Annotated in this window: 21 protein-coding genes; 9 read left to right on the forward strand and 12 right to left on the reverse strand. The window is 64.6% G+C overall.

The genetic code is table 11. The features are described 5' to 3' along the window. The coding region (locus tag AC1Q6Z_RS20395) for an IS1/IS1595 family N-terminal zinc-binding domain-containing protein (RefSeq protein WP_492649049.1) at positions 1 to 215 on the reverse strand (215 nt) is incomplete at its 3' end. Between the two features lie 390 nt (positions 216 to 605). On the opposite strand from AC1Q6Z_RS20395, the gene AC1Q6Z_RS20400 reads away from it, so the two are divergent. Next, complete coding sequence (locus AC1Q6Z_RS20400) at positions 606 to 2132, forward strand: ABC-F family ATP-binding cassette domain-containing protein (RefSeq protein WP_492649050.1); 1527 nt, start codon at positions 606 to 608, stop codon at positions 2130 to 2132. Between the two features lie 239 nt (positions 2133 to 2371). Here AC1Q6Z_RS20400 and AC1Q6Z_RS20405 read toward each other — a convergent pair whose 3' ends face one another. The 4 genes from AC1Q6Z_RS20405 to AC1Q6Z_RS20420 form a co-directional block, all read right to left on the reverse strand. Further along, positions 2372 to 3121 (reverse strand): RES family NAD+ phosphorylase, encoded by a 750-nt coding sequence (locus tag AC1Q6Z_RS20405; RefSeq protein ID WP_492649051.1) that lies wholly within the window; start codon positions 3119 to 3121, stop codon positions 2372 to 2374. Beyond that, complete coding sequence (locus tag AC1Q6Z_RS20410) at positions 3081 to 3458, reverse strand: MbcA/ParS/Xre antitoxin family protein (protein WP_256121559.1); 378 nt, start codon at positions 3456 to 3458, stop codon at positions 3081 to 3083. Before AC1Q6Z_RS20410 ends, AC1Q6Z_RS20405 begins: the two co-directional genes overlap by 41 nt. Before the next feature lie 120 nt (positions 3459 to 3578). Then, complete coding sequence (locus AC1Q6Z_RS20415) at positions 3579 to 3755, reverse strand: hypothetical protein (protein ID WP_256121560.1); 177 nt, start codon at positions 3753 to 3755, stop codon at positions 3579 to 3581. 189 nt (positions 3756 to 3944) lie between these two features. After that, complete coding sequence (locus AC1Q6Z_RS20420; RefSeq protein WP_492649052.1) at positions 3945 to 4367, reverse strand: organic hydroperoxide resistance protein; 423 nt, start codon at positions 4365 to 4367, stop codon at positions 3945 to 3947. A gap of 114 nt (positions 4368 to 4481) precedes the next feature. Here AC1Q6Z_RS20420 and AC1Q6Z_RS20425 point away from each other — a divergent pair, with 114 nt between their 5' ends. From AC1Q6Z_RS20425 to rnd, 6 genes are all read left to right on the forward strand, one after another. Next, a complete protein-coding gene (locus tag AC1Q6Z_RS20425; protein WP_492649053.1) occupies positions 4482 to 4973 on the forward strand; it encodes a MarR family winged helix-turn-helix transcriptional regulator in 492 nt (163 codons plus the stop codon). Between the two features lie 102 nt (positions 4974 to 5075). Next, entirely contained in the window at positions 5076 to 7028 is a 1953-nt protein-coding gene (locus AC1Q6Z_RS20430; protein WP_492649054.1) for a sensor histidine kinase, read from the forward strand. Further along, positions 6997 to 7374, forward strand: coding sequence for a response regulator (locus AC1Q6Z_RS20435; protein WP_256118729.1), 378 nt, complete (start codon positions 6997 to 6999; stop codon positions 7372 to 7374). Before AC1Q6Z_RS20430 ends, AC1Q6Z_RS20435 begins: the two co-directional genes overlap by 32 nt. Before the next feature lie 100 nt (positions 7375 to 7474). Then, positions 7475 to 8710, forward strand: coding sequence for an MFS transporter (locus AC1Q6Z_RS20440; protein WP_492649055.1), 1236 nt, complete (start codon positions 7475 to 7477; stop codon positions 8708 to 8710). A gap of 77 nt (positions 8711 to 8787) precedes the next feature. Beyond that, complete coding sequence (locus AC1Q6Z_RS20445; protein ID WP_492649298.1) at positions 8788 to 10179, forward strand: multicopper oxidase family protein; 1392 nt, start codon at positions 8788 to 8790, stop codon at positions 10177 to 10179. Between the two features lie 230 nt (positions 10180 to 10409). Then, positions 10410 to 11555, forward strand: a complete 1146-nt coding sequence (gene rnd / locus AC1Q6Z_RS20450) for a ribonuclease D (RefSeq protein WP_256118751.1) — start codon at positions 10410 to 10412, stop codon at positions 11553 to 11555. Positions 11556 to 11558: 3 nt separating this feature from the next. Here the strand turns inward: rnd and AC1Q6Z_RS20455 are convergent, their stop codons facing one another. Next, positions 11559 to 11966, reverse strand: a complete 408-nt coding sequence (locus AC1Q6Z_RS20455) for a DUF2000 family protein (RefSeq protein WP_327510044.1) — start codon at positions 11964 to 11966, stop codon at positions 11559 to 11561. Between AC1Q6Z_RS20455 and AC1Q6Z_RS20460 the strand changes: the two genes are divergently transcribed. Both AC1Q6Z_RS20460 and AC1Q6Z_RS20465 read left to right on the forward strand, forming a co-directional pair. Beyond that, complete coding sequence (locus AC1Q6Z_RS20460; protein WP_492649056.1) at positions 11965 to 12858, forward strand: AraC family transcriptional regulator; 894 nt, start codon at positions 11965 to 11967, stop codon at positions 12856 to 12858. The two genes, AC1Q6Z_RS20455 and AC1Q6Z_RS20460, sit on opposite strands and share 2 nt — an antisense overlap. A 94-nt stretch (positions 12859 to 12952) precedes the next feature. Next, on the forward strand, positions 12953 to 14311 hold the full coding sequence (locus tag AC1Q6Z_RS20465) for an esterase-like activity of phytase family protein (protein ID WP_492649057.1): 1359 nt from the start codon (positions 12953 to 12955) through the stop codon (positions 14309 to 14311). 214 nt (positions 14312 to 14525) lie between these two features. Here the strand turns inward: AC1Q6Z_RS20465 and AC1Q6Z_RS20470 are convergent, their stop codons facing one another. The 6 genes from AC1Q6Z_RS20470 to AC1Q6Z_RS20495 form a co-directional block, all read right to left on the reverse strand. After that, positions 14526 to 15350, reverse strand: coding sequence for a calcium-binding protein (locus AC1Q6Z_RS20470; RefSeq protein WP_492649058.1), 825 nt, complete (start codon positions 15348 to 15350; stop codon positions 14526 to 14528). 77 nt (positions 15351 to 15427) lie between these two features. Then, positions 15428 to 16012, reverse strand: coding sequence for a DUF922 domain-containing Zn-dependent protease (locus tag AC1Q6Z_RS20475; RefSeq protein ID WP_492649059.1), 585 nt, complete (start codon positions 16010 to 16012; stop codon positions 15428 to 15430). 8 nt (positions 16013 to 16020) lie between these two features. Continuing rightward, a complete protein-coding gene (ppx, locus tag AC1Q6Z_RS20480) occupies positions 16021 to 17541 on the reverse strand; it encodes an exopolyphosphatase (RefSeq protein WP_256118721.1) in 1521 nt (506 codons plus the stop codon). 11 nt (positions 17542 to 17552) lie between these two features. Further along, positions 17553 to 19715 carry an RNA degradosome polyphosphate kinase gene (locus AC1Q6Z_RS20485; RefSeq protein ID WP_435267489.1) on the reverse strand — a complete coding sequence of 721 codons (2163 nt, stop codon included), beginning with the start codon at positions 19713 to 19715 and terminating at the stop codon, positions 17553 to 17555. 215 nt (positions 19716 to 19930) lie between these two features. Then, positions 19931 to 20626 carry a DnaA regulatory inactivator HdaA gene (gene hdaA / locus AC1Q6Z_RS20490; RefSeq protein WP_435267223.1) on the reverse strand — a complete coding sequence of 232 codons (696 nt, stop codon included), beginning with the start codon at positions 20624 to 20626 and terminating at the stop codon, positions 19931 to 19933. A gap of 14 nt (positions 20627 to 20640) precedes the next feature. After that, positions 20641 to 21798: an AI-2E family transporter gene (locus tag AC1Q6Z_RS20495; RefSeq protein WP_492649299.1), complete on the reverse strand. Its 1158-nt coding sequence runs from the start codon at positions 21796 to 21798 to the stop codon at positions 20641 to 20643. Between the last annotated feature and the right edge of the window lie 78 nt (positions 21799 to 21876).

Raw genomic sequence — 21876 nt, forward strand, 5'->3', positions numbered from 1 at the left:
AGGACCGTTGCAGGCGATGCCTCCAGCACCCGGCCGATCGCCCGAATGCCCATGCTATTCATATACATCTCGATCGCAATGGCCTTGGTCTTCGCGCTAAACCGGGGCTGACTGTCGGTGCTATAGCGGCCGCAGGCGCGACATCGATAGCGTTGATGGCCGGCCTTGCTGCCGCGCTTGATCAGATCGACACCACCACAGCCCGGGCAATCCATCACCTGCCTCCACGCAAATCACCCCATAGCAGAATCTCAAAAGCGTTCCGTGTAAACACTCCCCCCTTGAGGGGGAGATGTCCGGCAGGACAGAGGGGGGAGCGCCACCCGCCCCCGTTGCCAATTCCCCCCTCCAATGCTACCCATATCCCCAGTTCGCAACACGTAAGAGAGGGGCTGCGCGTGAAGATCGACTTCCTGCCTAATCGCACGCATGGCCCTGGTCATGCCCTGCAGATGCGTTTGCAGGGCTGATCGGAACGAACACTTTTCCTTCTGGTCTGCCTTTCCGGCGACGCGGTTTGCCGCGTCATTTACCCTTGAGCCTTTGCGCGTGACTGACGGCTGAATGCCGCACCGCCAGAGGCCCTGAAAGACCAGAGAACTCCCATGTCGCTCATCACCATCCGTGCGCTCGGCGTGACGCTGTCCACCTCCCTCTTTGCCAACCTCACCCTCTCCGTCGCCGCCGGCGATCGTATCGGGCTCGTCGCCGCCAACGGGCGGGGCAAATCCACGCTGCTGAAATGCATCACCGGCGATGTCGAGCCGACGACGGGCGAGATTTTTCGCGCTCGCGGACTGACGCTCGGCCATATGGAGCAGAACCTGCCCGCCGGGCTCGACGGCCTCACTTTCCGCGAAGCGGTGCTTGCCGCGCTTTCGCCGGACCAGCAGGAAAGCGAAAGCTGGCGGGCCGACGTGACGCTGGAAGAGCTGGAAGTGCCGGAAGAATTGCGGGAGCGTCCGCTCGCAAAACTCAGCGGCGGCTGGCAGCGCATCGCGCTGATCGCCCGCGTGCGTGTCGGCGAGCCGGACGTGCTGCTGCTCGACGAGCCGACCAACCATCTCGACCTCACCAAGATCGCCCGTCTGGAGGCGTGGCTGGCCGCGCTGCCGCGCGACATGCCGGTCATCATTTCCAGCCACGACCGCGCCTTCCTCGACGCCGTGACGAACCGCACGCTGTTCCTGCGTCCCGAGCGCTCGCAGCTTTTTGCGCTGCCCTATTCCCGCGCCCGGGCGGCGCTGGACGAGATGGATGCGGCGGAGGAGAAGCGCTTCGAGAAGGACATGAAGGCGGCGCAGCAACTTCGCCAGCAGGCGGCGAAACTCAACAATATCGGCATCAATTCCGGCAGCGACCTGCTGGTGGTGAAGACCAAGCAGCTCAAGGAGCGGGCGGAGCGCATCGAGGATGCCGCGAAACCGGCGCATCTGGAGCGTTCGGCCGGCGCCATCCGGCTCGCCAACCGCGGCACCCATGCCAAGGTGCTGGTGACGCTGGAGGATGCCTCGGTCGAGACGCCGGACGGCATGCCGCTCTTTCGCACGGGCCAGAAATTCATCTGCCAGGGCGACCGAATCGTGCTGCTCGGCCCGAACGGCGCCGGCAAGACGCGGCTGGTGCGGCTCCTGCGCCAGGCGGTCGAGGCGGCGGGTGCCAACCACCACGGCATCAAGGCGACGCCGTCGCTGGTGCTCGGTTATGGCGACCAGGCGCTCTCCGATCTTTCGGACAGCGAGACGCCGCATGGCACGATCATCCACCGCTTCGATGTCGGCGACCAGAAGGCGCGCAGCCTGCTTGCGGGTGCCGGCCTTTCGATCGAGATGCAGGGGCGGCCGGTCGGCCTGCTTTCCGGCGGGCAGAAGGCCCGGCTCGGCATGCTGGTGCTCAGGCTCACCAACCCGAACTTCTACCTGCTCGACGAACCGACCAACCATCTCGACATCGAGGGGCAGGAAGCGCTGGAGCGGGAATTGACGGCGCGCGAGGCAAGCTGCCTGTTCGTCTCGCACGACCGCGCCTTCGTGCGCGCGGTGGCGAACCGCTTCTGGGTGATCGAGAAGCGGCGGCTGATCGAGGTGGAGGGGCCAGAGGACTTCTTCGCCGAGGCCGCCTTGTCGGCGTGAGCCGTTCGCGAGCTTCCTGCATCTCCCCTTGCCGATAGAAGGAAACCGTTGCCACATCCCCTTCTCCCCCGTGGGGAGAAGGTGGCCCGAAGGGTCGGATGAGGGGGTGATTCGGATCGAGCCTTTGCGCCTTCGGCATCCCCCTCATCCGCCTGCCGGCACCTTCTCCCCGCGAGGAGAAGGGGAGAAAGGCACCGTCCAATGCAACATGCGCGCCCCTCGCCCGGAAATCACGGCCCTCAGCTGATGCGCGGGTCGGCGCGAAAATCCTCGCGGGAAAAGCCGATGCGGCGTGGCGGGTGATCGCACAAAGCCTGCACGCCGAGCGCCGACAACCGGATGCGCCAGGTCTGGCGCTCCACCGGTTTGGGCTGGGCGAAGGCGGTGGCGGTGAGCAGCGCCATGTTGGTGCCGGCCGCGGGATCGCGCACCGAGCGGTAGAGGATGGCGACCAGGCCCGCCGCCCGCGCACCGTCGGCCAGCGCCTGGCAGGCGGCGTAGTCGGTCGGGTGCGTCCACAGCACCGCGTCGCGGTCGAGCGGCGGGGTAGTGAGGTCGATGGCGTGCTCCGTGCCGATCGCGGCGGAGAAGGCGGTGTAGTCGGCGGCGTTGGCCGGCAGCGGCGTCGCGGGCGATTCGGCGAAGAACAGCAGGCGGTAAAAGGCCATTTCGGAGAGCGCCGTCTCCACCGTCAACGCCGCATAATAGACGCCGAGCGTGCGCCCTGCCCTGCGGAAGCGCGAGCCGTGCGGATAGACCGCGCCGTAGCGGAAGGGCGTGGCGAGCAGGTAATCGAGGCCGGCGCATTCCGGCGGCAGCACCGGCTTGCTCTCCTCCAGGATGTCCTCGAGCAGCGCCTGCTCCTCCAGCGTATCGACGAGCTTCAGCGTCGAGACGCGGTGCTGCGCCTCGACGAAACGCCAGACGGTGCCGGAAAAGGGCCGCGCCTCAGACGAGAGCGCGGCGGGCGTCCAGATAGGCGAGGACATCGACAAGACCGGAAATGGAGATGATACGATCGACGGGACGGGCGCCGAGTGCGGTGTTTTCTGCCGTCATCCAGGCACGCGCAACACCCTCGTCGCCGCCGGTAATGGCATCGAGCGAACGGAACAGGCGCACGAGCAGCACGGCCAGCTCGAAGGGCTTGGTGCCCCGCTCCAGGAGCACATCCTGCCGCTTCAGCCGCGACACCGTCGCCTCCGAAACGCCGATGACCGCCGAGAGGATGCGCGCCGTCAGTCCCAGCCGGTCCGCCGCGCTGACGGCCGCCTTGGTGAGCACGGTGCCTTCTGCATTGGCCTGCGGTATGGGTTTGCGCTGCATAGAACCATCTCCTTTCATGAGAAAGAATATAGTCTCTATTTTTCTGATGACAAGGGAAAACGGCAGAAGGCCCGGAGGCTGGGGCTCCGGGCCTTCGCACAAGGTCTGTGCCTGGGACGCTTACTTGCAGACCTTGATCTTCTTGATGATGACGTTGCCGTAGTAATCGTAGGACTTCACCTTCTTGATGAAGCAATGCGGCTTGTAGCCGTAGCTGTAATAGCCCGCCTGGGACGGGGCGGCAAAGGAGATGGCGGCGACGGCTGCGATGGCGGCGGAAATGATGATCTTGCGCATGGAAGTTTCTCCTGATCTCTGAGGGATGAGCCTCTCTCATCCAGTGATCAGACTTTCCCACATCGCTCGGATGCGCGCTGTTCCGGATGGAACAAGCCTGCGGAAGGCGTCCAGCGCCCCTCGCCTTTCTTCCAAATAAAAAGCCGCCCGGATTGCTCCGGGCGGCTTTTTCAATTCTGGCTGCGGCGATCAGACCACGGTGGTCTTGACGTCGAGGTTGTTGCGGGTGGCGTTGCTGTAGGGGCAGACGACATGCGCCTTCTTGGCGAGGTCTTCGACCACGGCCTTGTCGACGCCGGGCACGGAGATTTCCAGCGAGGCTTCGAGGCCGAAGCCGCCGCCATCCTCACGCGGGCCGATGCCGACGGTGGCGGTGACCTTGGCGTCGTCCGGGATCTTTACCTTTTCCTTGCCGGCGACGAACTTCAGCGCGCCGAGGAAGCAGGCGGAATACCCGACCGCGAAGAGCTTTTCCGGGTTGGCGCCGGTGGCGCCGTCGCCGCCGAGTTCCTTCGGCACGGTCAGCGTGACGTCGACGGTGCCGTCCTCGGTTGCGCCATGGCCCGCGCGGCCGCCGGTGGAGGTTGCTTTGGTCCTGTAGAGAATGGGCATGGAATGTCTCCTTCCTGGTTTCGTTGATGATGAAAACTAGATAGCGTAAAATTAGATTGCGCGCAATATGATTTTGCACGTTGCAAATTTTTTATTTTCTGCTATTCTCCCACCATGAGCGACAAACGTGACCAAGCTGAGACGGACGGCATTCCGGCAGGCGCGCTGGCACTCGACCAGCAGCTTTGTTTTGCCGTCTATTCCGCGGCCCATGCGCTGAACCGCACCTACAAGCCGCTGCTCGACCCCTACGGCCTCACCTATCCGCAATATATAGCGCTGATGACGCTGTGGGAGGAGGACGGCCGCACGGTGAAGGCGCTCGGCGCCAAGCTGGGCCTTGATTCCGGCACGCTTTCGCCGCTGCTCAAGCGGCTGGAGGCGGCAGGCTACATCCACCGGGCGCGCGACAAAAGCGACGAACGGCAGGTGCTCATCACGCTCACCGACAAGGGCCGTGCGATGAAGAAGGACGCCGTGGCGATCCGCATGGAGATCGGCAAGGCGACCGGCTGTTCGCTTGAGGCGCTCCAGGCGCTGACCGTCGACCTGCAGGCGCTGGCCGGGCGGCTGGAGGCCGACCAGGCCCATGACGACGCCGCCTGAAAAACTCGGATTTTACCGGATGCTTTCCCTGCGGGACCTGTTCGCCATGCAACCTTCGCGCTAACGTGCGCGCGGCGGAACGGAACGCCGAAGGGGACAAGCTTGAACCTCACATGGTCCTGGCAGAAGGCGAACGTTGCGGCGAGCCTTTGGTGCATCGCCGTGGGCGTGGCGATGATGGCGCTTTGGCTGGCGGAACCCACCGGCCTGGCGGCGCGCGTCCCCTGGCTCTTCGGCATGAAGTTCAATGCGGCGCTGGCCTTCGTGGTCGTCGGCGCGGCGCTGGCGCTTTCCGCCCGCGGCGTGCGCACCCTGCCCGCGGTTCTGATGGCGCCGGTCTTCGTCTATGGCGCATTGGCGCTGTCCCAGCACCTCTTCGGCATCGATGCGGGCATCGACACGCTACTCGACACGCCCTTCGTCGATATCGGCACCAGCCTGCCGGGGCGGATCGCGCCCAATACGGCGCTGTGCTTCATGCTGGTGAGCGCGGCCTTGGCGCTGCGGGCGCTCAGGCAGAAGAACGACATCCTCCAGGTGGCGCTCGGTTTCGCCACCTTCATCACGGCGGCGGCCGCCCTCATCGGCTATGCGATCGCGCTCGATTTCGCCCATGACTGGATCCGCTTCACGCGCATGTCGTTCCAGAGTGCGAGCTGTTTCGTGGCGATCGGCATCGCGCTCATCTTCGTCGGCACGGAGGCGATCAGCTACCACCGGCTGACGCTGGCCGGCGTGCTCGGGCTCGTCACCTACCTCATCCTGCTGACGATGGCCTATTACGAGCTGTCGCGCTACGAGGCGGCCTTCGGCATCACCTTCTCCTCCACCGGCCCCGATGCGCGCTCCACGCTTTCCTCGCTGGTGCTGATCTCCGGCACGCTCTACGGCGCGCTGGTCATCCATCTCTACTTCTCCTCCCGCCGCGCGCGCGACATGGCCGCCGATCTCGCCGAAAGCCGCGGCCGGCTTGGCGCCATCATCGACAATGCGGTGGACGGCATCATCACCATCGACGACCGCGGCTTCATCCTCTCCGCCAACCCCGCCTGCACCCGCATCTTTGGCTACGCACCCGCGGAGATGGCCGGACGCAACGTGAAAATGCTCATGCCGGAGCCCTATCACAGCGCCCATGACGGCTATCTCGGCAACTACAACCGCAGCGGCGAGGCCAAGATCATCGGCATCGGGCGCGAGGTGGAGGGCCGGCGCAAGGACGGCTCCGTCTTCCCGCTCGACCTCGCCGTCGCCAAGGTGGAGCTCAACGGCGCGACGATCTACAGCGGCATCGTGCGCGACATTTCCGAGCGCAAGGCCAACGAGCGGGCGCTGATCGAGGCCAATGCGGAGCTGGAGGAATTCGCCTACCGCACCTCGCACGACTTGCGCTCGCCGATCGCCTCCTCCATGGGCCTGCTCACCATTTCGCGCGAGATGCTTTCGGAGGGCGACCTGCCCGCGCTCGGCCAGACGCTGCAGCGCATGGAAAAGAATTTCCGCCGCCTCGACCACCTGATCCAGAACATCATCACCATCACCCGCACGCGGCTGATGGAGGAGGACGACCGGCCGATCGACCTTCGCGCGCTCGTCTCCGAGGCGATCGACGCGCTGTCGCATCTCGACGATACCAAGCGCATCCGCATTGAAAATCATGTGCCTGCGGAATTGACAATCGTCAGCAAGCCGTCGAAATTCCACGTCATTGTCGGCAACATGCTGTCCAACGCGGTCAAATATCATGACCCGAAGGAGGCCGAGCCGGCGATCGACGTCCGCGCCTTCCGCTATGCCGGCAAGATGCGGCTGTCGGTGGAGGACAACGGCCTGGGCGTTCCACCCGCAAGCCGCCATTTGTTGTTCAAGATGTTCAAACGGCTGCACCCGAACCGGTCCTTCGGCAGCGGGCTCGGCCTCTACATATTGAGAAAGAGCGCGGAAGCCCTCGGCGGCGCCGCCCTTTATGAAGCAAGAGATAAGGGCAGCCGGTTCATCATCGAACTGCCCGATGGGGACCATCATGAAGATCAACTCGATCCTGGTCGTCGATGACGACGAGAACGACCAGTTCATCTGCGAATACACCATCCGCAAGTTCGACCCGTCGATCCTCATCCTGAAGGCGTTCGACGGCTCGGAAGCGCTCGACATCCTGCACCGCGAGACGCCCAACGCCATCATCCTCGACATCAACATGCCCGTGATGAACGGTTTCGAGTTCCTCGACCGCTATGCGCAGGAATTCGAGGTCCACGCCCCCGTCGTCGCCATGCTGACGAGTTCCCATCTCGGCAAAGACCGCGAGCGCGCGATGCAGTACAGCTTCGTGAAAAGCTATTTCGAAAAGCCCCTGCAGGCCGATCACCTGCGCGTCATGGCGGATCTTTTGCGGGGCTGAGGCCGGCCTTCGCGGTGTCGACCCCGTTTGCATACAATTCCGTCACCGTGTAGCGCTTTCGCCTCTCCCATTCCGCAAATCCTTCGCCATAGTGGCGCGCATGTCCACGATTCGTCCGCTGATTCCCCTTCTCATCACCGCAGGCATCCTGATCGGAGGGAACGGGCTGCAGGGCACGTTCATCGCGCTGCGCGCCTCGCAGGAGGGTTTTTCCACCTCCGTCATCGGCTTCGTCGGCGCGGGTTATTCCATCGGCTTTGCCATTGGCTGCATCTATGTGACGCGCGTGCTGCGCGCCATCGGCCATATCCGCACCTTCTCTGCCATGGCGGCGATCGCGTCGGCATCGGCGATCGCGATGGTGCTCGTCATCGATCCGATCTTCTGGTTCGCCATGCGGCTCGTCGCCGGCATCTGTTTTGCGAGCCTGTTTGCCACCGTGGAAAGCTGGCTGAACGCGTCCGTCACCAATGCCAACCGGGCGCGCACGCTGTCCGTCTATCGTCTCGTCGATCTCGGATCGGTCACGGCGGCGCAATATCTCATTCCCGGCATCGGCATCGGCGGTTTCGAGCTGTTTGCCATCGTCGCCATGGCGCTGTCGCTATCGCTCGTGCCGATCTCGCTTGCCGACCGCTCCAGCCCGACCGTGCCGGAGGCGATCCGCTTCGACGTCAAGAAGCTCTGGAACATCTCGCCGCTCGCCACCATCGGCTGCATCGTCGTCGGCCTCACCAATGCCGCCTTCCGTAACCTGGGACCGATCTACGCCCATGACATCGGGCTGTCGGTGACGGCGATTGCGAGCTTCATGAGTGCGGGCATCGTCGGCGGCGTGGTGCTGCAATATCCGCTCGGCATCTATTCCGACCGGCTCGATCGCCGCCTGATCATCCTCGTCGCGACCTTCGGCTCGGCGCTTGCCGCCCTCTACCTCGCCGTCTTCGCGGGCGGCGACGAGCTCAAGAACCTCATCGGCATCTTCGTCTTCGGCGCCTTCGCCATGCCGCTCTATTCGCTCTGCTCGGCACATGCCAACGACCATGCGGGCGAAGGCGAACATGCGCTGGTCTCCGCCGGCATGCTGTTCTTCTGGTCCTGCGGGGCGATCATCGGTCCGCTCTTCGCGTCCGTGCTGCTGCAATTCTTCGGGCCGCAGGCGCTGTTCCTCTATACCGCCGTCATCCTCGTCGCCTTCATGGTCTACACGGCCGTGCGCATCAGCGCGCGCGCCGCGGTGCCGGCCGGCGCACGGCGCAGCCGCTTCCGCAACCTGCTGCGCACTTCCTTCTTCTTCAACAAGCTGGCCGACAAGGACCGCAACGGCGAACACTGATCTGCGGCAATCTGGTCGCGATGCGCTTATTGCTGAGCGCGCGCCTCAGGTTTAGAAGCGGGTGACGCACCGGAGGGATCGCCATGCTGACACGCCGCACGCTGATGAAGGGCGCACTCGTCGCCGGCGCCTATGCCGGCGGGATCGGCCTTGCGGGGCGTTTTGGCGGATCGGCGAGCGCGCAGGCGGCGACGACGCTCATTGCCCGCCCCGGCGAGGCGATGATCACGGACAAGGGGCCGACCAAAGGCATCATGACCTATGGCGACGCCGAGGTGCCGCCGATCCTGCGCATGCGGCGCGGCGAGGCCTTTGCACTCAGGCTCGACAACAAGCTCGACGAGCCGACCACCGTGCACTGGCACGGCCTGCGCATCGACAACAGGATGGACGGCGTGCCGTTCCTGACGCAGCCCTATGTCTATGGCGGCGACGGGTTCGACTATGCCTTCACCCCGCCCGATGCCGGCACCTTCTGGTATCATCCCCATTGCAACACGCTGGAGCAGATGGGCCGCGGCCTAGCCGGCGTCATCGTCGTGGAAGATCCGACCGACCCGGTTTTCGACGCCGAGATCGTGCTCAACCTGCGCGACTGGCGGCTTGGCGGCGATGGCCAGTTCATCGCCCAGTTCAAGCCCCGCGATGCCGCCCGCGCCGGCACCTTCGGCACCGTGCGCACCGCCAACTGGCGGCAATCGCCGCAATATGACGCGCCCGCCGGCGGCCTCGTGCGGCTGCGGCTTGCCGCGACCGACGTCACCCGCATCCTGACGCTGCAGATCGAGGGCGCGGAGGCCGAGGTCATCGCGCTCGACGGCAATCCGGCGGCGACGCGCTTTGCGCTCGACCATCTGATGATCGGCCCCGGCCAGCGGCTCGATATCGCGTTGCGCATGCCCGATACGGAAGGCGCTATCGCGATGCTGAAGGACCTGCGCGGCACCAAGCCGGCCACGCTCGCCACCTTCCGCGCCGTCGGCGCCTCGCTGAAGCGCACCATCGCCGACCTGCCGGCGCTGGCGGCAAATCCCCTGCCCGAGCCGGACCTGTCGGCGGCGACCGAAATTCCGTTCATCCTCAGCGCCTCGGCGGAGGAGCGGCCGAAGGACGGCATCTGCGGTTCGCTCGGCTACAATTTCTGGGCCATCAACCGGGTGCCCTGGGCCGACGACAGCGGCGATCCGACAGCACCGCTTGCCGAGATGAAGGCGGGCAGGACCTATATCTTCAACGTCGAGAACCCGACGCCGCAGGTCCACCCCCTCCACCTGCACGGCCTCGCCTTCCGGCCGATGAATTCCAGCAAGCAGGCGATCCGCCCGCATTTTTCCGACACCTACCTCATCCTGCCCGACGAGAAGGTGCAACTGGCCCTCGTCGCCGACAATCCGGGCGACTGGGTGTTCCACTGCCACATCATCGAGCACCAGAAGACCGGCATGACGAGCTATGTGCGGGTAACGTAGGGCTTTTTCGGAGAGCGGGGTGCGGGCCCCACCCTCTGTGTCATCCTCGGGCCTGACCCGAGGATCCATCGGTCATCCGCGGCATGGATGCTCGGGTCAAGCCCGAGCATGACGGAGGAGAGGGAGTGCCGACCTCCAAGGTCAAGTTTTCGATTGTGGCAAAACCGTGGAACGTCTAAAGCTGCCCGATCAAAAATTTCAAGAAAAGCCCGCCCGAGTCCATTATGCAGATCATCGAGACCACCGCAGCCCTTCGCGACGCCTGTGAGACGCTTGCCCGTTCCGAATATCTGACGATCGACACGGAGTTCCTGCGGGAGACGACCTTCTGGCCGGAACTCTGCCTTGTGCAGCTGGCCGGGCCGGAGCTGGAGGTCATCGTCGATCCGCTCGCCAAGGGCCTCGACCTCGCGCCCTTCTTCGAGCTGATGGCGAACACCGCGGTGCTCAAGGTCTTTCACGCCGCGCGGCAGGATATCGAAATCATCTTCAACCGCGGCAATCTCATTCCGCATCCGATCTTCGACACGCAGGTCGCCGCGATGGTCTGCGGCTTCGGCGACAGCGTCTCCTACGACCAGCTCGTGCAGAAGATCAAGGGCGTGCATATCGACAAGTCCTCGCGCTTCACCGACTGGAGCCGCCGGCCGCTGACGGAAAAGCAGCTCGAATATGCGCTGGCCGACGTCACACACCTGCGCGACGTCTATCTCGCGCTGAAGGAGAAGCTGGACGAAGCCGGCCGCTCGCTGTGGCTGACCGAGGAAATGGCGGTTCTCGAATCGCGCGAGACCTATGATCTCCACCCTGACGACGCCTGGAAGCGGCTCAAGATGCGCGTCAAGAAGCCGATCGAGCTTGCCGTGTTGCAGAAGGTCGCCGCCTGGCGCGAGCGGGAAGCGCGCAATCGCAACGTGCCGCGCTCGCGCATCCTGAAGGACGACACGATCTACGAAATCGCCCAGCAGCAGCCGGCCGATGCCGAAGCGCTCGCGCGGCTGCGCACCATCCCCAAGGGTTGGGAGCGCTCGCAATCGGGTGCCGCCCTCCTCGAAGCCATCGGCGAGGCGCTAGCGATCCCGAAGACCGACCTGCCGCGCCTGCCCCGCCAGAGCCATGTGCCGGAGGGGGCTGCCGCTGCCAGCGAAATGCTGAAGGTGCTCTTGAAGATCGTCTCCGAGCGCGAAGGTGTTGCCGCGAAAATCATCGCCAATACCGACGACCTCGAAAAGATCGCCGTCGATGGCGAGGCGGCCGAAGTCGCCGCCCTCCATGGCTGGCGCCGCGACCTCTTCGGCGACACCGCCCTCAACCTCATCGGCGGCAAGGTGGCGCTGCGCTTCGTCGACAAGAAGATCGAGGCGGTGGAGCTCTAAGCTTTACGCGTGCAGTTTTGCGCCCTTGGTGATGCGGTCGACGGTTTTCTTGTCGGCGTGCAGCGCGATGCCGACGACCTTGGCATTGTCCGGGCCGAACTCTGCGAAGACGGCGCGGTTGGCGGCGTCGTGGCCGGTGGAAAACATTTCCTCGATATAGACGGAGGCCGCGACCTCCCGCTCCAGCGCGCGGGCATGGATCTTCGACAGCGTCGCGCCGTCGGTGGACAGCACGATGATCGGCTGGATGCTCAAGGCATTGTAGACATTGCCGGTGGCATCGCGGTAGGATTCGCCGATCAGCTCCGGTTTCTGGCCGATGATGCCGCTCGACAGGAACGCGGTGACATTCAGCTTCTGCCAGACCTCCAGATCCTCGCGCAGGACCACGGCGAACTTGGTATCGAACATGCAGGTATACTCCCGGGAAAAGGCTGCGGACCATTCCGCGGCCAATGCGATAGCAGGCGCGGTCGCGACACCGCTTGAACGTTCGTGCGCCGGGCAGGACCGCATCGTCGTGGCCCCGGAGCTTGCCGGCATCGAGCGCATCGAGGCGCGGTTCCGCGGCAAGGGCTTCGAGCCGCACCGGCACGATACCTATGCGCTCGGCGTCACCATGGCCGGCATCCAGACCTTCCGCTATCGCGGCGAGGCGCGCTTCAGCCCGCCGGGCAACGTCATCGTGCTGCATCCCGACGAGGTGCATGACGGCGGTGCCGCGACCGACGACGGGCTGACCTACCGCATGATGTATATTCCGCCGGAGCGCTTCCTGCCGGCGACGGCGGCGCGCGGGCGCACCCTGCCCTTCGTCGCCTCGCCGGTGGTCGACGACCCGCGGCTGGCGGGGCTGCTGCTGGAAGCCATCGGCAGCCTGGACGAGACGATCGAGCCGCTGAAATTCGACGAGCTGGTGGGAGAGATCGCCAGTGCCCTGCTCGACCATGCCGGCGCGCCGCAGGCCCGGGCGGGACGGTTGGCGCGGCCGGAAGTGCTGCGGGCTTGCGATTTCCTGCGCGAAAACCTCTGCCGGCAGGTGAGCGCGGGCGACCTCGAAGCGGTGACGGGGCTCGACCGTTTTGCGCTGGCCCGCCAGTTCCGCCAGCTTCTCGGCACCAGCCCGCACCGCTATCTCGTCATGCGCCGGCTGGAGCGGGCGAAGGGGCTGATTTCCGCCGGCGAAAGCATTGCGGAAGCGGCCTTTGCCAGCGGCTTTGCCGACCAGGCGCATCTCAACCGGCACTTCAAGAAGGCCCTCGGCATGACGCCCGGCCGCTTTGCCGCCCTTTCGGCCGCCTGAGCCGGAGCGTCACGAAAGCTACAAGCAACTGTCAAGCGACGGTCATCTCCGCCGCCTATCAACTGGCATCGTTTTGCCAATTGAGGGGCCGATTATGACCAGACACCTTTTCACCACCGCAGCGCTGGCGCTGCTGATGACGACCGGCGCGATGGCGCAGGAGAAGGAATTTCCGGCGACACTGAAGGCGCATGCGATCCTCCCGGCCAACACGATCATCGCGGCACCGGCGGATGCGGCCGACTACCTCAAGACCTCCGGCAAGTTCTCCACCGCCGACCGCAAGCGCGTCGAGGCGCTCGGCACCGTGATGGGCAAGGACGGCGTGCGCGAAACCGGCCTTGCGCTGCCCTTCGACGGCCAGCCGATGCAGGGCTTTTCGGGCATCAAGTCGATGGAGGACGGCTCGTTCTGGTCGCTCTCCGACAACGGCTTCGGCGCCAAGCTGAACTCGACCGATGCCATGCTGATGATCCACAATGTGCGCTTCGACTGGGACAAGGGCACGCTGGAGCCGGTCAAGACCGTGTTCCTCTCCGACCCGGACAAGAAGGCGCCCTTCCCCATCGTCATGGAAGGTGCCGCCACGCGCTACCTCACCGGCGGTGACTTCGACGTCGAATCCATCCAGCCGGTGGCCGATGGTTTCTGGATCGGCGAGGAATTCGGCCCCTATATCCTGAAATTCGACCTCGACGGCAAGCTGACCGACGTGATTGCGACGGAAGTCGACGGCAAGCCGGTGACCTCGCCGGACAACCCGACGCTCGCCGTCCAGGCCGATCCGTCCAAGAAGATGCCGGTCTTCAACGTCAAGCGTTCCGGCGGTTATGAGGGCCTCGCGCTGTCGAAGGACGGCACGAAGCTCTACGGCCTGCTCGAAGGCCCGCTCTGGGTGGACAACGAATCCGTCGAGCAGGCGGACGGCCGCCCGGCGCTGCGCATCATCGAGCTCGACGTCGCCTCCAAGGCATGGACCGGCCGCAGCTGGCTCTATCCGCTGGCCGAAGGCGGCGAGGCGATCGGCGACTTCAACATGCTGGACGGCACGACCGCGCTGGTGATCGAGCGCGACAATGGCGTCGGCACCGCCGACAAGGCCTGCGCCGACCCCAAGGACCCGAAGCCGGACTGCTTCGCCGTCGCTTCCAAGGTCAAGCGCATCTACAAGATCGCCATGACCGACGAGAATGTCGGCAAGGCGGTGCGCAAGATCGGCTATATCGATCTCCTGAAGATCGCCGACCCGGACAACAAGAAGCGCCAGGGTGGCGGCGAAGGCTTTTACGACATGCCGTTCGTGACGATCGAGAATGTCGACCGCGTCGACGAGACCCACATCATCGTCGGCAACGACAACAACCTCCCCTTCTCCGCCGGCCGCGCGCTGGACAAGGCCGATGACAACGAGTTCGTGCTGATCGAAGCGGGCGACCTGCTGAAAGCCGAATGATCAACTGCAAAAGGGGCGGCACAAGCCGCCCCTCCAGGCGGCCCGAATAGGTGGCCAACCTCTCCTCCGTCATGGTCGGGCCTGACCCGACCATCCATGCTCCGGGCACCCCAGTGGATCCTCGGCTCAAGGCCGAGGATGACGTCGGGGGTGGGGTGAGGTTTTTCAAAGCCAGGGGCGGCCTCGTGCCGCCCCTTTTGTTTGTCCGGCAGTTTCAGAGGATGAAATCGCCCGCCTTGAAGCTGATGCTCGCATCGACGAGGATCGAGAAATCGGCCTTGCCGTCGCCGTTCACGTCGCCGTGGATGAGCGTGTCGCCACCCTTCTTTTCGAAGCGCAGTTCGCCGACCTTGTTGTGGAAGGCGTCCGTGCCGATGAACTTGAAGGCCTGGTCCCCGCCGGCCTTCGTGCTGGCGTCGATGGCCGTGAGGTCGATCTTGTCCTTCTGCGACCGGCTGAAATCGAGGATCGTGTCGCGGCCGCTTGCCGCGACCGTCGAATCCTTGATCGACTTGAAGATGAACGTATCCGCCCCGCTTCCGCCGGTGAGCCGGTCGCCGCCCGCCCCGCCATAGAGCTTGTCGTTGCCCGCGTCGCCCTTGAGAATATCCTTTCCGCCGCCGCCGGACAGCACGTCGTTGCCCTTCCCGCCCATCAGGACATCTGCATATTTCGTGCCGGAAATCTTGTCGTTGCCGGCGAGGAAATAGGCGAGCGCACCCTTGGAATCCCCGTTGATATAAAGGTCGAAGATCTTTTCGGCCGAGAGTTTCAGCCCGCTTGCGGCGAGCAGCTTGACGCCGTTGATCGCGATGTCGATCTTCGTGACGGTGCCCGCCGTGACGTCCTGCAAGGCGCCGCCCGGCGCGTCGTATCGAATGCCGCTGCCGGAGAAGCTCGTATAGTTGCCGTCGTCATTGTAGAGCCGGACGGAGGACCTGTCGGCGCGCCAGAATGAATAGTCGCCGAGTGCGGCAATGTCGATTGCCGAGAGGTCCACGCCACCCCCGCCAACGGGTTGCGTCTTGAAAGTCGCCATGTCGAACTGTCTCCCCAATAATGCGCGGAGACACTACCTGAGATTGCGCGGCAAATACATCCCCGCAGAGGGAACGTTCAGCGTGGATCGACCAGTTGCAGGATGAGCTGGTGCACGTTGCCGCCGTCGGTGAGCTCGACCTGGTCGAAATCGCGGCTGCGGGCGCGCTGGGCGTTCGAGAGTTCGCCGAGCTTCGTCTGGAGCTGGCTGCGAATCTGCTTGCAGTTCGGGTCGTTTTCGACCGTCAGGCCGACACTCACCGTCTCGATCTGCCGCACCATTTCCTTGATGAAGTCGCCGTGCACCTTTTCATGCGCGGTGACGCCGGTGATGAAGGTGTCCCAGCGGCCTTTCAGCGGCTCGGAGAGCTTCGATTTCAGCTTGGGCAGCGTGTAGGTGATGATGAGTTTCGGCTTGTTGACGGTGATGACGCAGGCATCGCCCTGGCGCTCGTATTTGCGCGTCCAGGTGAGCTTGAAACCCGTATGAGCGATGACGCGGCCAAGCCCGAGTTTCGGCCCGCGCGCGCCGATCGACTGGTAGATTTCGAGGCCGGTCGATCCCTGCACGGTGTAGGGCTCGACGCGCTCCACCGCCTGCCAGTCCTGCGCCGCGGCATTGCCCGCAAAAAGCAGGCCGGCAAGGAGCAATGCGGCTTTCATCGCCCGCCTCACAGGAACCGGAAGGCGAGTTTTTTGCCGGTCAGGCGGGCGAGCTGCTGGAGGCGGCCGTCGAGGCGTTCGCCGGCAAGCTCGGCATAGTCCTGCGGCACGGCCAGTTCGAGGTCGGTGTCCGGCAGCGTCGACTTGCGGAAGGCGAGATGCGGCACGACGCCGGGCATGGAGGCCGAGAACGGATAGACGACGCGCAGCAGGGCGCCGACGAGTTTCGCGAGTTCCCGCAGGCGCGGGGTCGCGATGCTGGCGAGCGAGCTGCTCACCGCATCGTCGTTGAGGCCTTCGAAACGGTAGTAGTTGGTGAGCGCGATGAAGGCGCGGCCGGGATGGGTGATGCCGATGAAGGTGCCGTGGGCAATCAGGTTCAGCGCCTGGAGGCCGCGGTAATCGGGATGCGCGCGCCAGCTGATATCGGCGAGCAGGCAGGCGGCCTCGCGGTAGCGGCGCTCTTCCTCGGTCTCGGTGATGCCGAAGAGCGGCATCATACGGCCCGTCCATTCGGCAAGCTCGCGGGCGTGCTCGGGCGAGCGGGCGCGCAGGATGGCGAGTTCGCTTGCGGCCGCCAGCAGCGGGTCGCGCGCCTTTTCCCGGTCGGCCAAAAGCGAATAGAGGTAGCCTTCGCGCACGCCCTGGGCGGAGAAGAACACCCGCGACGGCTTCATAATGGCGATCGTCTCCTGCATGGCGACAGCGCCGAAGGGCAGCAGGTTGCGGCGGCCCTTGGAGATTGCGGAATAGGCCGGGTCCTTCTGGTCCTTCGCCGTGACGATGTCGGTCAGGAAATCCATCGCGTCGGTGAAGCTGAGCTCGTAGCCCTGGATCATGTGCAGCGGATAGTTCTGCATTTCCATGTGCAGGGCGCCGATGGAGCGCCAGGTGCCGCCGACGGCATAGAAGGCGCGGCCCGTGCCGTTCTTCAGGAGGTTGGCGGTGCGCAGATATTTGCGGGCGACGATACGGGCCTGGGCGGGCGAACCGCCGGAGGCTTCCGACAGGCGGATGCCGCCGAGCGGCAGCGTGATGCCCTTGCCGATCGTGCCGCCGACCACGTCGACCAGTTCCAGCGAGCCGCCGCCGAGGTCGCCGACGATGCCATCGGGATCATGGAAGCCGCTGACGATGCCGAGCGCGGAGAAATAGGCTTCCTCCTCGCCGGTCAGAACGCGGACCTTCTGGCCGAGGATCATTTCCGCCTGGTGGATGAAATCGGGGCCGTTTTCCGCCTCGCGCGCGGCAGCCGTCGCCAGCGCGAACATGGTGGAGGCGCGGGCCTGCGCGGACAGCGCCTTGAAACGGTGGAGGGCTGCGAGCGCCCGCTCGACGCTCGCCTGGTCCATGCGGCCGGTCTTGGCGAGCCCCTTGCCGAGGCCGCACATGACCTTCTCGTTGAACAGCATGGCCGGCGAACGGCTCATGCCCTCGTAGATGACGAGGCGAATCGAGTTGGAACCGATATCCACGACTGACACCGGGGCAATTCCAGGCAACCGCCCCTGCGCTTCAGATTCGACCATGTATATCCGTTTTATTTCTTCCGGCGGCCTTGCCAGCCCGCGATCGCCTTCGGTGCGGAGGACTTCAGGGCTTCACCCCGGCCGGAGAGGCTGGGATTGGTCATGAAGTAGTGCTGAGCATTGAACGGCTCGGCTCCGGGCTGCACTTCCATGCGCCGGGACGTTCCATCCGGAAGGATTTCGTAGCTCTGCTGGTTATCGATGAGATTGCCCAACATGATCTGCGAAATGACCTGCTCATGCACCGTCCGGTTGATCAGAGGCACAAGTGTCTCGACCCGCCGGTCCAGGTTTCGCGGCATCATGTCCGCGGAGCCTATATAGACCAGCGCTTTATCGGAGGGAAGCCCGTGGCCGTTGCCGAAGCAGAAGATGCGGGAGTGTTCGAGGAAGCGGCCGACGATGGATTTGACGTGGATATTGTCCGAAAGGCCCGGGACCTGCGGGCGCAGGCAGCAGATGCCGCGCACCACGAGGTCGACTTCCACGCCCGCCTGGCTCGCGCGATAGAGCGCGTCGATGATGTCGGGATCGACCAGCGAATTCATCTTCATCCAGATCGCCGCCGGCGCGCCGTTCCGGGCATGCGCGATCTCCTCCTCGATGTGGCGGATGATTCGCGGGCGCATCGTATAGGGCGAGAAGGCGAGCTTCATGCCGGCTTCCGGTTCGCCGTAGCCGGTGATGAAGTTGAAGATGTTCGCCATGTCGCTGGCGATCGTCGGGTTGCAGGTGAAGAAGGACAGGTCCGTGTAGATCTTCGCGGTGATCGGGTGGTAGTTGCCGGTGCCGAGGTGGCAATAGGTGCGAAGCCTGCCCTCCTCGCGGCGCACCACCATCGACATCTTGGCGTGGGTCTTCAATTCGATGAAGCCGAAGACGACCTGCACGCCGGCGCGCTCCAGGTCGCGCGCCCAGCGGATGTTGGCCTCTTCGTCGAAGCGGGCCTTGAGTTCCACCAGCGCCGTCACCGACTTGCCGGCCTCGGCTGCGTCGATCAGTGCGCGCACGATCGGGCTGTCGTTGGAGGTGCGGTAGAGCGTCTGCTTTATCGCCAGAACGTCAGGATCGCGCGCAGCCTGGAGAAGGAACTGGACCACCACGTCGAAGCTTTCGTAGGGGTGGTGGACGACCATGTCCTTTTCGCGGATGGCGGCGAAACAGTCTCCGGCATGCTCTCGGACGCGTTCGGGAAATCGGGCGTTATAGGGCTCGAACCTCAGGTCGTCGCGCGGCGCCTTGGCAATTTCCGACAGCGTGTTGAGGGCGAGCAGGCCCGGCAGGATGGCGACGCGGTTGTCCGGCACGCCGAGTTCGCCGACGACGAAGCGGCGCAGCGATTCCGGCATTTCCGAATCGGTCTCGATGCGGATCACCGAGCCGCGGCGGCGGCGCTTCAGCGCGGTCTCGAAGAAGCGCACGAGATCTTCGGCCTCTTCCTCCACTTCGATATCGCTGTCTCGAATGATGCGGAACGTGCCGGAGCCGCGCACGATATAACCGGGGAAGAGTTTTCCGATGAAGAGGCCGACGGCGTCTTCCAGCGTGATGTAGCGGATCGCGCCCTTGGAATCCGGCAGGCGGACGAAGCGGTCGAGCGCCACAGGCAAGCGCAAGAGCGCCGTCATCGGCTCCTTGCCCGTCGTGCTGTCGAGCTGGAGGCCGATCGAGAAGCCGAGGTTCGGGATGAACGGGAACGGATGCGCCGGGTCGATCGACAGCGGCGTCAGCACCGGGAAGATCGACTGGGTGAATTCCTGCTGCAGCCAGATCTTGTCGTCGCTGGAAAGCGCCGTCGGGCGGACGATCAGGATGTCTTCCTTGGCGAGATACTGCTGGAGCACGGCGAGCGAGGCCTGCTGCTCCATCTGGAGATTGTCGATCTCCTTCAGGATGTCGTCGAGCTGCTCGGCCGAGGTTTTTCCATCGGGGCTGCGAACGCCGACGCCCTGGCGCACCTGGCCTTCGAGGCCGGCGACGCGCACCATGAAGAATTCGTCGAGGTTGCCGGCCGAGATCGACAGGAAGCGCACGCGCTCCAAGAGCGGATGGGCGGTGTTCAGCGTTTCTTCGAGGACGCGGCGGTTGAACTGGAGCCAGGAGAATTCGCGGTTGATGAAGCGCTCGGGGCTCGCCATCAGGGCCGTGACGTCAATGGTCGCGCCTTCCGGCAGCGCCGCGTGCTCGACAGGCTTTTCCTGGGAGAGGCCCGTCTTTTCCTGGGAGAGGTCCGTGTTCGCAGTATCCATTGGAATGTCCCGCCCCCTTTGCCGTCAGACCGGCCGCATGTTCGGCGCGGTCTCGAACGGAAGAACAATTTTCACTTTAACGCGAAGCGCTTAGCGCAGTTTGACGACAGAACTGTGACAGTCAATCCTTGCCGCGAAAACTAGCCGGAAGTTTCCTCCCCGCCCACCATTTCGCCCAGAACCTCCTGCGCAAGCGCGCGCGTGATGCGGCTGCCGCGGGCGAGCGCCAGGCGATCGAGGCGTTCCACGAGCGTCTGTGCCGCCTCCAGCGAGCGCTCCATGCGCGCTACCATATAGGCCACCAGTTTCTCGTCGACGAAGAGCTGACGATCGGCGAACAGCTTAACGATGACCTGTGACAGCAGTTCGTCATCCGGCTCGCCGATCTCCACCACTGTCGCGGCCTTGAGGCGCGAGCGCAGGTCCGGCAGGTCGACCGCCCAGGACATCGGCCAGAGCCGGCTGGTGATGAGCAGCGTGTGGCCGTGCTGGCGCACATTGTTGATGATGTGGAAGAGCGTGCGCTCGTCGAAGCCGTTGCGGTCGGCATCCTCGATGAGTACGGGGCCGTGCTCAGCCGCCTCCTCGGCGCCCGTGCCGGCCTTCGCCTCGACGGCAACGGCGCCGGCCTTCTCGCGCCAGATGGCGGCAAGGTGGGATTTTCCCGAGCCGACCGGCCCGGCGATGATGACCACGGGTGCGGGCCATTGCGGCCAGGCGTCGATCATCGCGACGGCGGCGTTGACGGGCTCGGCAACCAGCAGGTCGTCGCGGCCCGTCGCGGGGTCGTGCCTGAAGGCCAGCGGCAACTGTTCGGCGGTCTTGCGCGATGTCATTGGTCTACTCGGTACTAACTCTTTGTTCTGACGCGCTTTCCGGCGGAAGGCGCGCCATCGTCCGGCATGTTCTCTTCCAGGAGAACCGGCTTGCTCGTGCCATGATAGAGGTCGCTGTCAAGGTAGCGCTCCAGGCCGAAGCGGACAAGCACGCCGACGGCGGCGGCGGCCGGCACGGCGATCATCAGCCCGACGAAGCCGAACAGCGCGCCGAAGGCGACCAGCGCGAACATCAGCCAGACCGGATGCAGGCCGACGCGCGAACCGACGAGCTTCGGCTGCAAAATATTGCCCTCGATGAACTGGCCGACGAAGAAGATGCCGGCGACGAGGATGACCATCCAGTAATCCGGCCAGAACTGCACCAGCGCCACGCCCACCGACAGGGTGAGGCCGACCAGCGAGCCCACATAGGGCACGAAGCTGATGAGGCCGGCGAAGAGGCCGATCAGCAGGCCGAAATTGAGCCCCGCAAAGGACAGGCCGATGCCGTAGAACAGGCCGAGGATGATGCAGATGGAGCCCTGACCGCGCACGAAGCCGGCGACGGAGGCGTTCATTTCCGAGGCGAGCCGGCGGACATTGGCGACATGGTCGCGCGGCACCCAGCTGTCCACCTTGGCGATCATGCGGTCCCAGTCGAGCAGCAGGTAGAAGGCGACGACCGGCGTGATAACGAAGAGCGAGGCGATGTTGACGAGCGCCATGCCCGAATTCCACACCTGCTTCATGACCGTGCCGAGCAGGCCCGCGCCTTCCGCGAGGATGGCGGAGAAATTCGCCTTGATCGTGTCCATCTGGCTGCTGATCCAGGAGGGCAGCAGGTCCGGGTTGAAGCCGGCGATCTGGGCTTGCAGGCTGGTGATGTAACCCGGCAGTTTTTCAAAGAAATCCGCGGCCTGGGTGGCGAGCAGCGGAATGATGATCATCAGCGAGAGCGCAAGCAGGATGACGAAGACGATGAGGATGACGACCGTCGCCATCATGCGGCTCAGGCCCCAGCGTTCCAGCCGGTCGGCCACCGGATCGAGGAAATAGGCGAGCGCCATGCCGGCGATGAAGGGCAGCAGGATATCGCTGAACACCATGAGGAAGAGCACGAAGAAGCCGAGCGCGATGAGCCAGAAGACCACCTGCCGCTTCAATCCCGCGCCGCTGATATGGGCTGCCATAACGCTCATTCCCTTTATTCCTTCGGTGCAGAGGAGATAGGATGCCCGTGGGAGACAGGTCAAGGCTCGGCGGCCGCA

The organism is Shinella sp. GW835-FHT14H05 (assembly GCF_058793575.1).